At 59.1% G+C, this 14,008-nt stretch carries 16 protein-coding genes; 2 read left to right on the forward strand and 14 right to left on the reverse strand.

What is annotated here, in order from left to right:
- Nucleotides 1-15 precede the first annotated feature (15 nt).
- Entirely contained in the window at nucleotides 16-906 is an 891-nt protein-coding gene (locus F3J30_RS02850) for an ABC transporter substrate-binding protein (protein WP_166715715.1), read from the forward strand.
- A 54-nt stretch (nucleotides 907-960) separates the two neighbouring features.
- Nucleotides 961-2,277 carry an LLM class flavin-dependent oxidoreductase gene (locus tag F3J30_RS02855; RefSeq protein WP_166715718.1) on the forward strand — a complete coding sequence of 439 codons (1,317 nt, stop codon included), beginning with the start codon at nucleotides 961-963 and terminating at the stop codon, nucleotides 2,275-2,277.
- Between the two features lie 4 nt (nucleotides 2,278-2,281).
- Here the strand turns inward: F3J30_RS02855 and F3J30_RS02860 are convergent, their stop codons facing one another.
- From F3J30_RS02860 to F3J30_RS02925, 14 genes are all read right to left on the reverse strand, one after another.
- Nucleotides 2,282-3,082 (reverse strand): PhnD/SsuA/transferrin family substrate-binding protein, encoded by an 801-nt coding sequence (locus F3J30_RS02860; protein ID WP_166715720.1) that lies wholly within the window; start codon nucleotides 3,080-3,082, stop codon nucleotides 2,282-2,284.
- Nucleotides 3,075-4,046: a fatty acid desaturase gene (locus F3J30_RS02865; RefSeq protein WP_166715723.1), complete on the reverse strand. Its 972-nt coding sequence runs from the start codon at nucleotides 4,044-4,046 to the stop codon at nucleotides 3,075-3,077. Before F3J30_RS02865 ends, F3J30_RS02860 begins: the two co-directional genes overlap by 8 nt.
- Before the next feature lie 132 nt (nucleotides 4,047-4,178).
- Nucleotides 4,179-5,105 (reverse strand): catechol 1,2-dioxygenase, encoded by a 927-nt coding sequence (gene catA, locus F3J30_RS02870; RefSeq protein WP_166715725.1) that lies wholly within the window; start codon nucleotides 5,103-5,105, stop codon nucleotides 4,179-4,181.
- A 32-nt stretch (nucleotides 5,106-5,137) separates the two neighbouring features.
- Nucleotides 5,138-5,428 (reverse strand): muconolactone Delta-isomerase, encoded by a 291-nt coding sequence (catC, locus tag F3J30_RS02875; protein ID WP_166715727.1) that lies wholly within the window; start codon nucleotides 5,426-5,428, stop codon nucleotides 5,138-5,140.
- A gap of 9 nt (nucleotides 5,429-5,437) precedes the next feature.
- Nucleotides 5,438-6,553, reverse strand: coding sequence for a muconate cycloisomerase family protein (locus F3J30_RS02880; protein ID WP_166715729.1), 1,116 nt, complete (start codon nucleotides 6,551-6,553; stop codon nucleotides 5,438-5,440).
- Entirely contained in the window at nucleotides 6,537-7,316 is a 780-nt protein-coding gene (pcaD, locus tag F3J30_RS02885; protein WP_166715731.1) for a 3-oxoadipate enol-lactonase, read from the reverse strand. The genes F3J30_RS02880 and pcaD overlap by 17 nt, the downstream gene beginning before the upstream one ends.
- Nucleotides 7,317-7,328: 12 nt before the next feature.
- A complete protein-coding gene (locus F3J30_RS02890) occupies nucleotides 7,329-7,991 on the reverse strand; it encodes a 3-oxoacid CoA-transferase subunit B (RefSeq protein WP_166715734.1) in 663 nt (220 codons plus the stop codon).
- Nucleotides 7,988-8,671 carry a 3-oxoacid CoA-transferase subunit A gene (locus F3J30_RS02895; RefSeq protein WP_166715735.1) on the reverse strand — a complete coding sequence of 228 codons (684 nt, stop codon included), beginning with the start codon at nucleotides 8,669-8,671 and terminating at the stop codon, nucleotides 7,988-7,990. The genes F3J30_RS02890 and F3J30_RS02895 overlap by 4 nt, the downstream gene beginning before the upstream one ends.
- Nucleotides 8,668-9,981: an MFS transporter gene (locus tag F3J30_RS02900; protein ID WP_247650486.1), complete on the reverse strand. Its 1,314-nt coding sequence runs from the start codon at nucleotides 9,979-9,981 to the stop codon at nucleotides 8,668-8,670. Before F3J30_RS02900 ends, F3J30_RS02895 begins: the two co-directional genes overlap by 4 nt.
- A gap of 30 nt (nucleotides 9,982-10,011) precedes the next feature.
- On the reverse strand, nucleotides 10,012-10,506 hold the full coding sequence (locus F3J30_RS02905) for a flavin reductase (protein WP_166715737.1): 495 nt from the start codon (nucleotides 10,504-10,506) through the stop codon (nucleotides 10,012-10,014).
- A gap of 10 nt (nucleotides 10,507-10,516) precedes the next feature.
- The gene (locus F3J30_RS02910; protein ID WP_166715740.1) at nucleotides 10,517-11,449 is read right to left on the reverse strand and encodes a PDR/VanB family oxidoreductase; all 933 of its coding nucleotides are present in this window, start codon (nucleotides 11,447-11,449) and stop codon (nucleotides 10,517-10,519) included.
- 9 nt (nucleotides 11,450-11,458) lie between these two features.
- Nucleotides 11,459-12,193: an SDR family NAD(P)-dependent oxidoreductase gene (locus tag F3J30_RS02915; RefSeq protein ID WP_166715742.1), complete on the reverse strand. Its 735-nt coding sequence runs from the start codon at nucleotides 12,191-12,193 to the stop codon at nucleotides 11,459-11,461.
- 10 nt (nucleotides 12,194-12,203) lie between these two features.
- Nucleotides 12,204-12,683, reverse strand: coding sequence for an aromatic-ring-hydroxylating dioxygenase subunit beta (locus F3J30_RS02920; RefSeq protein ID WP_166716690.1), 480 nt, complete (start codon nucleotides 12,681-12,683; stop codon nucleotides 12,204-12,206).
- A complete protein-coding gene (locus tag F3J30_RS02925) occupies nucleotides 12,683-13,996 on the reverse strand; it encodes an aromatic ring-hydroxylating dioxygenase subunit alpha (RefSeq protein ID WP_166715744.1) in 1,314 nt (437 codons plus the stop codon). Before F3J30_RS02925 ends, F3J30_RS02920 begins: the two co-directional genes overlap by 1 nt.
- Between the last annotated feature and the right edge of the window lie 12 nt (nucleotides 13,997-14,008).

Consider the following 14,008-nt stretch of genomic DNA (forward strand, 5'->3'; position numbering starts at 1 on the left):
AATAAAAGAGGCATTATGAAGCAATCATTATGGCATGCGTTTAACCGCCGTGGATTTAAATTATCCCTTCTGGCGGCAGGATTATTCAGCTTGAGTTTTACCACTCTGGCGGAAACCGTCACCATTGGAGGAGCGAATTTTACCGAAAGCTCCATTCTTGCCAATATTTACGCCAGCGCATTAAAGAAAAATAATATCGACGTTAAAACGCGGCTTAATCTGGGTAACCGCGAGATTATTATTCCGGCGCTGAAAAGCGGTGAAATAGATATTGTGCCGGAATATCTCGGCGCACTGCTGAATTATTATGACGGGAAAACGCTGGCAACCACCCAGAGCGACGTCAGTGCCGGGCTGGCAAAAGTGCTGCCGGCAGAATTCACGCTGCTGACCCCCTCTTCTGCCAGCTCAGTCACTGCCTGGGCCGTTCGCGCCGAGACGGCCAAAAAATATGGGTTAACCAAACTCTCCGATCTGACGCCTGTGGCACACGAGCTGGTGATCGGCGGCCCACCGGAGTTACCGGTTCGCGCCCTCGGCCTGCCGGGCCTGAAGCGCGTCTACGGCCTGGAGTTTAAAGAGGTGAAATCCCTCGACATGGGCGGGCCGCTGTCCCGCCTGGCACTGAACTCCGGCAAAATTGATGTGGCAACGGTGGTCTCCACCCAGGGTTCGCTCGCTAAAGAGGACTGGGTGGTACTGGAAGATGACAAACACGAACAGCCAAGCCAGAACGTTGTTCCGCTGGTACGCAAAGCGGCTCTGACGCCAAAAATCGATGGCATCCTCAACCAGGTGTCTCACAAGCTGGATAACACCGCCCTGGTCGAGCTGAACAAGCAGGTTGACCTCCAGCACAAAGATCCTGCTGCCGTGGCAGAACAATGGGTCAACGCCAACCTGTAACGTTTTTCATTATTCAATGGCCAGGGATCGGCCACAACCTGACACAGGCCCACAATGTCGCACAACTCCATGATCCTGAACCTGTTCTTTTTCAATCCACAGGGTGATTACCGGTTCTCATGGCGTCACCCGGACGCTCCCGAACACGAGGTTTTCACCCTCAGCTACTACACCGCCCTTGCCCGCAAGGCCGAAGCCGCTACGCTTGATGCCCTGTTCATTGCCGACCATACCGGGATCTGGGACAGCGGCCTTGCCCACTACGCCAATGCCCGGCTTGAACCACTGACGCTACTCTCGGCGCTGGCGGCCGTGACGGACAATATTGGCCTGATGGCAACGGCTTCAACCTCTTATACCGAGCCCTATAATCTGGCGCGCTATTTCGCCTCGCTCGATTTCCTGAGTAACGGGCGCGCAAGCTGGAACATTGTGACCTCCTGGCTGGAAGAGGAAGCCGCCAATTTCGGGCTGGATCAGATCCCGCAACATAGCAATCGTTACCAGCGCGCCGGGGAGTTCATCGATGTGGTCACCCGTCTGTGGGACTCATGGGACGATGGCGCGCTCCTGTTTGATAAACCGCGCGGCCTGTTTGCCGATGCCGACAAAGTGCACCATCTTAACCATCGTGGTGATTTCTTTAAGGTGCGCGGCCCGCTTAACGTGCCACGTCCGCCGCAGGGGCATCCGGTACTCGTGCAGGCGGGCTCTTCCGAAGCCGGTAAGCAGCTCGCGGCCAGCCGGGCGGATATGCACTTCGTGTTTATCAAATCCATCGAGCAGGGAAAAGCCTACCGCGAAGAGATGAATCAGCGCCTGAACGCGCTAGGACGTTCGCCTGAAGACTTTAAAATCATCGCCGGAGTGCTGCCGGTGGTGGTGAATTCAGAAACCGAAAAAGCCGAGCGTCAGCAGCTTAACGCCGAGCTGATGAGCGACCGGATGGCTATCGATCTGCTGTCGGCCTATCTGAAGCTGGATCTGAGCCCGTATCCGCACGATGAACCGCTGCCGCCGCTGCCGGACGAAGCAAACTTCGACGGTATTCGCACCACGCTGCAACTCATCCGGGATTACGACCCCGCCCTGACCATTCTGGAACTGGGTCGCCTGTTGCTGCAAAGCTCCGACAGCTGGCTGGTGATTGGCACTGCACAGGAGGTTGCCGACACGCTGGCGGAAATCTATCTTTCCGGGGCCGCAGACGGCTTTAACCTGATGTTCCCGCTGCTGCCCGGTGATTTTGATCGCTTCGCGGAACAGGTTGTCCCTGTTCTGAAAGCCAAAGGAGTGATGAAAACCGAATATGCGCCGGGCACCCTGCGGGAAAAACTGGGCCTTCCACTGGCCCAAAACCACTTTGCCTGAATGGCTACAGCCGGGCGATCCCGGCTGTTTGCGCTGCCTTGCGCCAGTCCAGCAACTGCGAATAAGGCTGGCGCGTCACTTCGCTAAACCCGCCAATCAGCAGCGCGGCACAGATTTCCCGGTATTCCGCCGCGCTCACCAGCGTATGCAGCGCCTCGCGCAGCGCTGCAAGCGTGTCGGAAGAGGTTTCACCTGCGGTGATGAGCGGCAATCCCGGTGCCAGCGGGCTTTGGTCGATGATCGCCAGCCCGTCCAGTAACGCGGGTTCATGGCGTTGTAATAGCGCCCAGGTTACGCAGTCGATAGCCGCGATATCCCCCTCCCCGCGCTTCACGTCGATCAGCGACTGACGATGGCTGCCGCTCAGGACAACGCGCGAGAAAAACCGCCCGTTTACCGCCAACGGCGTCACCATCTTCATCAGTACGTTGTAGCCTGACTGCGAATCGGTGGAATTGCACACTACCGTCCGGTCGCGAAAATCAGCAAAGGTTTGCTGTTTATCCTCTTCACGCACCACCAGCACGCTGCGGTAATAGAAGCTTTCGCAGCCCGGCGTGGTGTAGTGAAAACAGCCAACTACCTGAACATCCAAAAGCTGCGTCACCAGCGGGTAACCGCATGTCTGGCTCAGGATCAGTTGCGGGTTTTGCCAGTGTTCCACCAGCTTCTCCTGCGGCAACACGGGCGTGAGACTTCCCACCGGTACGCCCCGGGCTACCAGCAGCGCCTGCACCGCCAGCCACAGGGCATCGGTGTCACGGCGGTTCACGGCATACATCGGGAATGCCAGCGGATCACTCATGGCTGTCTCCTTTATGAATGCCCGGATGCACCGTCACATCCACCGGTTTACCCCAGAAATGGCGCAACCATTCGCCGTATCCCTTCACCAGGAAACCGTGATTGCGTTGCTGATAGGCATCGCGATTGTGCAGGTAAACCGCCTTCAGCCCGTACCAGGGCACACCTGGCAGATCGTGATGTACAGAATGATAGTTAAGATTCAAAAACAGGACCCGCCAGAACAGCCCGGCTTCGTTGATAACCGACCGCGCCAGCGGATCGTCCGCCGCCCGGTGCTCAAGAAAAGATCGCACTTTGGTCAGCGCCAGCGCGGGATAACTCACCGCCAGAACAAACCACAGCGGGGAGAAGCCAAGGTGCGACATCCAGACCAAAAGCACGGCCAGTAAGGCCCCGTGGATTATCCACATCAGCATGGCGGCAACCTGTAAGCGGCGAAAGGCCGACACAGCACTGCCCAGCGTCAGCACAATATCAATTAACGGCGCCAGCAACAGCCGTCCGATGAAGGTGTTACGCAGATGAATCACCCGCTTCTGCCACGGACGAAACCGCGCCCAGCTTTCATCGCTAAAGTAATACGACTCAGGATCGTCCACCGGCACGGTCAGGTGGTCGTTGCGGTGATGCGCCAGATGGGAGTCCCGGTACAGACCATACGGATACCAGACCGCCAGCGGCAGCGTGCCGAAAAGCTGGTTCAGCCGGGGAAAGCGCGTGGGATGACCGTGGATCAATTCATGCTGAAGCGACATGTACCAGGCGGTAAACCCGATAAGCAGCAAAGTCGCGGGATACAAACCCAGCACCTGCCAGTTCACCAGGGTCGCAAACCAGCCGCCATAAATGGCCATCATGAGTATCCAGGTCGGGAGTTCGCTGCGCCACAGGATGCTGGTTGAAAGCTGGTGAATATGTTCTCGTTGTTGTTGATGTAAATAGAGGGAGTTTCGTTTACCCATTCCTTCAGACGCCCTTTCCGCCAGTGACAATATGGCATGAAGATCCGGGATAACGCCTGAAATAACAAAGAACTTAAATCGCTATGCTTTGCCAGAAAAACAGGGGCAGCACCGGGATGCTGCCCGCCGGTATTACTCTTTCACGCGTGAGCGTTTCCCTCTCGACTCCTCGGTATTTTCGGCGGCCTTCACCAGCGAGAAGTTAAAGCTCACTTCCGTATGCGGCACGTTGATATCACGCTCGCGGGCGAGCGTGCCGTCGGTAATTTTCACCGGATCAGCAATCAGCTCTTCACGGGTTGCAAAGGCAAAGTCGTCCCACAGGTATTGATCGCCATTGAGGTTGATCTGGGTGGTCAGGTGTTTGAAGCCTGGTGCCGAGACAAAGAAATGAACGTGTGCCGGGCGATTGCCGTGACGGCCAAGGCCGGTCAGCAGCTTTTGCGTTGGGCCGTCAGGAGGGCAGCCATAACCGCATGGCACAATGCTGCGCACCGCGTAGCGGCCGTCCGCGCCGGTTTTAACCCGGCGGCGCAGGTTGTACTCACTTTGTGACGGGTCGAAGAACGAGTAGCCGCCGAGCGTATTGGCGTGCCAGATGTCGACAATCGCCCCAGCAACCGGTTTACCGTCAAGGTCAGTCACGCTGCCGTGCAGCCACATGGTTTCGGCGTTTTCGCGGCCGTCATCCATGCGGGCAAACCCTTCACTCAGTGGCGCATTGGCCACATACAGCGGCCCTTCGATTGTGCGTGGGGTACCCACGTCAGTACCGGCTGCGGCCTCTTTTTCATCGGCGCGCATATCCAGGTAGTGCTCAAGCCCTAACCCTGCCGCCAGCAACGCCGCTTCTTTGCGTTCGCCCAGTTCGTTAAGGTAGTTCACCGCCACCCAGAACTCTTCGTCGGTGATGTCGAATTTTTTAATGGTCTGGCACAGGTCGCTCAGGAGCTGGTGCATGATGTTCTTAAAACGATCGTTTCCGCCGTCGGCGTTCAGGCCGCTGCTGATGGCGAGTAAGGTTTCCAGTTCAGACTGATGTGCAGGATTTTTGGACATTGCATGTTCCTCGTTATTGTAGGGTACGGTTTTTACTCTTTTTCGTTATCAATCGACGACGGATGCGCGCATAACGGCTGCACGGTGATGTCCATATACGGGTAGAGCGGTAATTCCGTTAACAGCGTGTGCAGCTCCTGATTGTCGCCAACGTCAAAGATGCTGACGTTGGCGTATTGCCCCACCACCCGCCAGATATGCAGCCATTTGCCTTCGCGCTGTAACCGTTGCGAATAGGCTTTTTCTTTGGCTTTAATTTCATCCGCCTGCACCTTTGGCAGTGAGGCGGGAATGTTGACCGTCATTTCCACTTTAAACAGCATAAGAACCCCTTACTGGCGCGCGTAATGGCGCAATTTATCGTCATCAATCTCAATACCCAGCCCCGGGCCTTGCGGTACGCTCACCTGCCCCTGGCTGAAATCGAGCGGGCGCACCACGATGTCGTCTTTCAGCAGCAGCGGGCCAAACATCTCCGTGCCCCACTGCATCCTGACCGTTGACCAGGCATGGAGTGAGGCAACCGTTCCCAGCGAGCCTTCCAGCATGGTGCCGCCATAGAGCGCCACGCCTGCCGCCTGGGCCACCTGAGCCAGCTTCAGCGCCTGCACCGGGCCGCCCGCTTTGGCAATCTTCAGCGCATAAGCGCCCGTGAAGCCGCCACGTGCCAGGGCGTAACCGTCATGGCGCGTGGCCACCGCCTCGTCCGCCAGAATCGGGACCTCAAAGCGCTGGCTGAGAGTGATTAACCCCTGCGTGTCCCACAGCGGGATCGGCTGCTCCACGAGGTCGATTCCCCCGTCCTGCAACTGGCGCATTCCCTTCATTGCGGTGGTGAGATCCCAGGCCTGATTCACGTCCACCCGAATACTGACCTCATCCCCCAGCGCGGCCTTGATTGCCAGCGTGTGACGAACATCTGTTGCCAGTTCGCGGGCGCCAATTTTGAGTTTGAAAGCGTTGTGTCGGCCTTCCGCCAGCAAGCGTTTGCCCTCTTCGATATCTTTGTTGGTATCACCGCTCGCCAGCGTCCAGAGCACCGGCAGCCGTTCGCACAGCGCGCCACCCAGCAACGTGCTGACGGGCACGCCAAGGGCTTTTCCCTGCGCATCAAGAAATGCAGTTTCGAGGGCGGACTTCGCAAAGGTGTTGCCCTTCACGCTGGCGTTCATGGTTTCGGCCAGCGCCGCCGGGCCGCTGAAGCTTTGGCCGCACAGCAGCGGTGCCAGATAGGTTTCAATGGCTGATTTAATCGCCTCCGGGCTTTCGGCCCCGTAGCTCAGGCCGCCGATTGTGGTGGCTTCGCCCCAACCCACCACGCCCTGCGCACAGGTCATGCGCACGATGGTGAGCGTCTGGCAACCCATAGTGGTCATCGACAGCTTGTGCGGCCGAATGGTCGGGATATCCACCAGCCAGCAGGCGATAGATTCAATCGTGATGCTCATGTTCTGCTCCGGCAGTGAAGAAAGAGATGACGTGCTGGCTGAATGCCTCAGCGCAGGCGACGTTAGAAAGATGCGAGGCGGGCAGCGCCAGGTAGTGTGCGTGCGGGGCTTCCACCACCAGCCATTCGGCGTCGTGCGTAGTGGTCACCGGGTCGTCTTCTCCGGCAATCACCAGCATCGGACGCTGCATGGCGGGCACCTCATTGCGCAGGTCGGCGCGGGCCAATGCTTCACAACAGGCGGCGTAACCCTCTGTGGGCGTGTGGGCCAGGGTGGTCACCAGGTTTTCCACAACTTCCGGATGAGCCTGACGAAACGCTGGCGTAAACCAGCGGTCGGCAGCGCTGGTGGCCACGGGCGCCATACCTTGCTCGCGCACCAGGTTTGCGCGCTGCAACCACCCGTTTGTTTCGCCGATTCTGGCGGCGGTGTTTGCCACCACCAGACGATGAAAACGCCCCCCCGCGTGGCGGTTGAGCCACAGCCCGGTCAAGCCGCCCAGGGATATGCCGCAGAAAAAGGCGTGCTCCACGCCAAGATGGTTGAGCAGTGAAATGACATCCTGCCCAAGCGTGGCCAGGCTGAGATCATGCTGCGTTAACGGTGAATGGCCGTGCCCGCGCGTGTTGTACCGCAGCACGCGAAAGTGCTGCGTCAGGGCGGGCAGCTGCGCCTGCCACATCTCCCATGTGGTGCCCAGTGAGTTCGAGAGCACCAGTAGCGGCAAATTGCTGTCGCCATCCAGTCGGTATTCGAGATCCATCGTCACCCTCCGTTACGCCGTGGCATCGTCAGTCTGTAACGCGAACGTCAGTGCAACGTGCGTGACAGATTGCAGATAGTCGGCAGTGATATCGCCGAACAGCTCGCGGACCACCACACCGCTGTTGGTGATATCCATTACCGCCATGTCGGTATAAATGCGGTCAATACAGGCCATCCCGGTGAGCGGGTAGGTACAGGTTTTGACGATTTTGCAGGCGCCGTTTTTGGTCAGGTGTTCGGTCATCACAAACACTTTTTTTGCACCTATCGCCAGATCCATCGCCCCGCCCACGGCTGGAATGGATGAGGGTTCACCGGTGCTCCAGTTCGCCAGGTCGCCACGTTCCGACACCTGATACGCCCCCAGCACGCAGATATCGAGATGGCCGCCGCGCATCATGGTGAAGGAGTCGCCATGGTGGAAATAACAGCCACCCGCCAGCAGCGTGACGGGCTGTTTTCCGGCGTTGATGAGTTCGGGATCTTCCTCTCCCTGCGCGGGTGCAGGCCCCATGCCGAGAATGCCGTTTTCGCTGTGCAGGAATATTTCACGGTCGGGCGGAAGGTAGTTCGCAATTTGCGTGGGCATCCCGATGCCGAGGTTGACGTACGCCCCTTCCGGGATATCACGCGCAATACGCTGCGCCAGCTGCTGATGGGTTAATTTATTCACGCAGACTCCTTAAGCGCCGCCGCAACCGATACCACGCGCTGCACAAAAATCCCCGGCGTAACAACGGCTTCGGGATCAAGCTCACCAAGCGCAACGGTTTCACTCACCTGCGCAATGGTGCAGGCCGCCGCGGTGGCCATAATCGGGCCGAAGTTGCGCCCGGTTTTGTCGAACACCAGATTGCCCCAGCGGTCGGCCTTCAGCGCCTTGATCAGGGCAAAGTCAGCTTTCAGGGGCGTTTCGAACACATAATCTTTGCCGTCGATACGGCGAGTCTCTTTGCCCTGTGCCAGCTCCGTGCCGAATCCGGTTGGCGTGAAAATGCCCCCCAGACCCGAGCCACCCGCCTGGATCCGTGCCGCAAGGTTGCCCTGCGGCACCAGCTCAAGCGCCACTTCCCCGCGACGATAGAGGTCATCGAACACCCAGGAGTCCACCTGGCGCGGGAAGGAGCAAATCACCTTTTTCACGCAGCCGGCTTTCAGCAGCGCCGCCAGGCCGTAGTCGCCATTACCTGCGTTATTACTGATGAGCGTCAGCCCGCGTGGCTTACGGCGGATCAGCGCGTCCAGCAGCTCCGACGGTTGACCCGCCGGGCCAAAGCCGCCCACCATCACCACCGCACCATCGAACACGTCCGCCACCGCGCTGTCGATGTCCGTCATCCTTTTATCAATCATTGTTTTTCCTCGTGTTGAGACGGCAGGCTACGTAGCGCAACCCACGCCAGAAGTGCGTAGACCACCAGCAAAATGGAGACCGGCCAGGCAGCGTCGAACTCGATAAGCAACGCCACCGCCAGCATCGGCCCTAATCCGCCGGAGAAAATCGACCCCACCTCATGCCCCAGCGCCAGCCCGGAGTAGCGCACCCGCACCGGGAAAAGATCGCTCATGATGCAGGGCTGCGTGCCGATCATCGCCCCGTGGCAGAACGGCAGGCCGAGGAACATGGCCAGCATGATCGCGCCGTAGCTCCCGGTTGAAAGCAGCCAGAAGAACGGAAAGGCCATCACCAGCAGACCTATCACGCCGATGTAATAGACCGGTTTGAGGCCGATGCGATCCGACAACGCACCCCAGAACAGAATGGAGAAAAATTCCACCAGCATCGCCAGGGTCACGGCGCTGATAATGTCCCCGGTGCTGATGCCGATGTGTTTGGCATACACCACGGAGAAGGTGAAAAAAATGTACGACGCGCCGTTTTCCGGCAGACGCAGAGCAATGGCCTGTAGCAGCGCTTTCGGGTGTTCACGCACCAGGACCAGAAGCGGAATTTTGTCGTGTTTCTCTTGCGACTTCGCCTGAGTAAATGCCTTGCTTTCGCGGATGTTTTTACGGATGTACACCCCGACCAGAAAGATGACGATGCTCAGCAGGAACGGCACGCGCCAGCCCCAGGACATAAAGTCGGACTCCGGGAGTTTTTGCACCAGCCAGAAGGCAAATGCCGACAGCACAAAGCCGCCCGAGACCCCCATCTGGCTCCACGCGGTGTAGAACCCCCGCCGCGATGCCGGGGCATTTTCGCTCAGCATCAGCACGCCGCCGCCCCACTCGCCGCCCGAGGCCACACCCTGTAAAAAGCGCAGAATAATCAGCGTCAGCGGTGCCCAGATGCCAACCTGGCTATAGACCGGCAGCAGACCAATCACAAACGTGGTCGCCCCCATCAGCGTTAAGGTCATGATCAGCGTCATCTTGCGGCTGTAGCGGTCACCCAGGTGGCCAAAGACGATGCCACCCAGCGGACGCGCCAGAAAGCCGACCGCAAAACCGGAAAACGCCAGCAGCGTCCCCTGAAGGGGATCGCCGCCGACCGGGAAGAACAGCGGCCCAAAGACCAGCGCCGCTGCGGTGCCATAGAGGAAAAAGTCATACCACTCGAGCGCATTCCCCAGTACCGAGGCAATCACCAGCTTGCGCATCTGGCCCGCATTCTGATTCACCCCGGTGGTGATGTTGTTTTCTGTGACGACATTGCTCATTACGCACTCCCCTGTATTCGGGAAAAAGGCTTAAGCCTCAATGTCATGCCCGACGGCATGGTAACGACGGTTGAAATAGACCAGCCCGCGCGGCTGTTCGCTGATGCGAATGGCCTGCACCTGGCAGTAAAAGACCGAGTGACTGCCGACTTCATGGCAATCGGCTATCAGGCAGTCAAAGCTTGCCACCGACGAACTCAGCACCGGCGCGCCGCTGCTCATCACCTGCCAGCTGTCATGCAGAAAACGCTGGTCCGAGCGCAGGCTGGCGTTGGCAAACACGCCGGATAACTCCTGATGGCTGCTGGAGAGCACGTTGACGCACAACACCCCGTTGCGGCGAAAGTGTTCGTGGGCGTAAGAGTTGCGGTTCATACAGACCAGCAGGGTTGGCGGCTGATCGGTCACGCTACAGACGGCAGAGGCGGTGAAGCCAAACTTGCCCGCCGGGCCGTCGGTGGTGATCACCGATACCGCGCTGCCGAGCTGTGCCATCGCATTACGAAATTCAGTTTGCAGAGTCATGGGTGTCCCCTTACAGATCGATAACTAAACGCCCGCACTTCGCGCGGGAACAACACAGCAGGATTTGATCGCCGTCGGCTTTCTCTTCATCGGTGAGATAGTGGTCACGATGATCCACATCCCCTTCCAGCACATCGGTTAAACAGCTGCCGCAGATCCCCTGCTTGCAGGAGACATTCACCTTCAGCCCGGCCTGGGCCAGGGCTTCGACAATGGTCTGGTTTTCCAGCACCTTCACGGTGATCCCACTGGTGGCCGCCACCACATCAAAGGCTGAGCCGCCGGTTTGCACCTCAGCGCTAAAACATTCCTGATGGATTTGGCCCGACGAGTACCCCAGGGTTTGCGCCTGCTCGGTGACGGCATCCATCAGCCGCGTGGGACCGCACACGTACACGTGGGTTTCCGCAGGCACATCGGTCAGCACCGCCGCCAGATCCAGGCGTTGTTCGTTGCTAAAGTGCAGTTGCACCTGCGCTGCATAAGGGGCACGTTCCAGCTGTGGAACAAACGCCGCCTGCGCACGCGAACGGGCGCAGTAGTGCAGCGTGAAGGAGCGCCCGGCGGCGTGCAGCTCGGCGGCCATCGCCAGCATCGGCGTGACCCCAATTCCCCCGCCAATCAGCAGGGTGTGCGCCGCGCGCTCTTCCAGCTCAAACAGATTGCGCGGCTCGCTAACCGCAATGGCATCGCCTTCGCGCAGGGCATGTACTGCAAGGGATCCGCCCTTTGAGCGCCCTTCTTTCAGGATGCCCAGCTGATAGTGCTGCCGGTCCTGCGGATCGCCACAAAGGGAGTACGGGCGGACCAGTTCGGCGCTGAGATGCAGGTCGATATGAGCCCCCGCGCGAAACGCCGGCAGTGCGATGCCCTCTGAATGCGCCAGCGTCAGCAACACCACGTCGCCCTGCACCTCGCGTCGGATAACCTGTAATGTCAGCATGTTCACTCCTTAACGCATAAACAGACCGCCGTTGATGTCCCAGGTCGCCCCGGTGACAAACGACGCCTGAGGTGAAGCCAGCAACGCAACGGCCTGGGCGACAAACTCCGCCTCACCCAGTTTGCCCACCGGGATCATTTGCAGCAGCCCGGCCATCTTCTCTTCCGGGACCAGCGCGTGAACGGTGGGCAGATCCATCGGGCCCGGTGCGATGGCATTCACCGTCACGCCGGATTTGCTCAGTTCGCGTGCAAAGACTTTGGTCAGCGTTAAAATGCCGCCCTTGGACGCCGCATAGTGCGCCCCGGATGCCGTGCCCCCGTTTTGCCCGGCCAGGGACGCAAGGTTGATGATTCGGCCATAGCCCCGGCCGGCGAAATAGCGCCCCATCGTCTGACACCCGACAAAGGTGCCGCGCAGATTGGTGGAGATCACCCGGTCGAATTCGTCGACGTTGATCTCCATCACCGGCGTGGCCAGCGTCAGCGCGGCGTTGTTCACCAGCACCTCCAGGCTGCCAAAGCGAGCGAGGGTGGCATCAAGCGCGCGGGCAAAATCCTGCGGCTGGCGGATGTCGAGCCCAAGCGCCAGCACCTTGCCGTTATCCAGTTCATCTGCCGCCTGCTGTGCGCGGCGGGCGTCTACGTCGGTCAGCACCACCTGATAACCCTGCTCCAGCAGCGTGGCGGCGATAACCTGTCCCAGACCGGCGGCTGCACCGGTCACTAATACGGTTTGCGTCATGGTCAGCTCCTCAGAGGATGTAGCCGATGCTGTGCAGCACATCGTCGCTGTTCACCAGGCGGATCACCTTTTGCTGAATAAGCCAGCGGCCATCCTGCTGCTGCAGGTGCCAGGTGATATCCGCCGCATAGTGGCGGCTGTGACCTTTACGGTGCTCCCACAGGGACTGCGCCCCGCGCACCACAATGCTGTCCTCGGCGGATTCCAGCACGCGAAAGCGCGACAGAGTGCGTAAGGTACGGGCGCGTGGCGTAGTGGAAATCGACTCCCCGCTGTAAAGACGTCTCACGCGCTTTTCCCGCATGTGGTGATCGTCACAGGCGTAGTTGAGGGTGTTTTTGAAATCCGTTTCGGCCGGATCAATTGGCACCACGTACAGGCCATCGTGCTGCCACAGTTCAAGCCAGGTGTTGAATTCGCCCTGGTCGAGCAAATCACCTTCGAGATTGATTACCGACATGGCGGTAAAGAGTGCTGAATCAGGCGTCATCATTGCGCGTTCTCCGTCATGAGCTTTTTCCACTGCTGGTAGGCGGCGCGCATCCCGGTTTCGGCGCTCACATCGCTGCGCCGACCATCGTCGGTGCGGTATTCCCCCGCCAGCCCACGGTTGAGCATGATCCAGAGATCGTTGCCCGAGGTGGCCCCGCGCTGAACGCGCTCCCAGGCTTCGGAGTCGTCCGGCGTGCCAAAGCCCATCGGCCCCTGGAAATGTTCGTGCAGACGCAGACGCGCCTGGTTGGCAATTTCCGGGCCGCCATCCATGGTGATCACCGCATGGTGAATTTCCGTTTCGTTGACGGACACCGGCTGAAGCACGCGGAAGAACGCCATCGAGCAGGCAATGTTCGGGAAGATATTGAGGTTAAATCCGGAACCGCCGACCGCACGCACAATACGGCGGACCTGTTCTTCGTCGTGGTCTGCGCGCAGGGCGTCTGCCAGTTCGCTAAAGCGCTCCGGGATGGGCGCATCAAGGTTAGCGTCCAGATCCACCAGTTCCGGGATCATGACCATCACGCTGTGGCCGTTGCCTAAGTCTTCGACGTAGCCGCTGCCATCCACGAAATTCAGCATTTCTTCTGTTTGCTTATCGACCGAGCTTAAAAACGAACGGTGGACCACCGGGAAGTGGTAGCCGTCAGTGGTGTTTTCGAGCTGGATTTTCCAGTTGCCCGGGAAGCGGAAACGGTGTGCCGGGCCGGTTTTGATCGGGTAACCTGCCCCTTGTTTCATAAACAGATCCATCCACTTTTTCGCCACGCCGAGGAAATCCTCCAGCGGCTCAATCTGGTCGTTAAAGGTGGCGAAAATCATCCCGGCGTACTGTTCGGTACGTAGCGACACCAGCCCCAGCTCGCCTTTTTCCAGCTGGTCGGCGTAGCTTTCCGGGTGCGGCACGCCACGAAGGCTGCCGTCCAGCGCGTAGCCCCAGCCGTGATACGGGCAGACAAAGCTGTTGGTTTTGCCGCTGCGGTGTTCGCAAACGGTCGCGGCGCGATGACGACAGCGGTTCAGCAGGGTGTGTACCGTGCCTTTGCGATCGCGCACCACGATCACCGGCTGTGTGCCGATCTCGGTGGTTTTAAAACTGCCGGTGTCCGGGATTTCACTGGCGTGGGCGACCCACACCCAGGTTTTGCTGAAGATCCTGTCAAGCTCCATGCTGAACAGATCCTCCGAGGTGTACAGAGAGGTGTGTACCCGGTCGTGCTGCACCAGCGCCGCAATCTCCGCCGTCGTCGGCGTGGCTGGCGTGGTGGTATCGATATTCTTCACGTTGATGAGGTGATCGCATTGCATGTCCAGTCTCCT

The organism is Enterobacter sp. Tr-810, assembly GCF_011752765.1.
In the GTDB taxonomy this organism is placed as follows: domain Bacteria; phylum Pseudomonadota; class Gammaproteobacteria; order Enterobacterales; family Enterobacteriaceae; genus Enterobacter; species Enterobacter soli.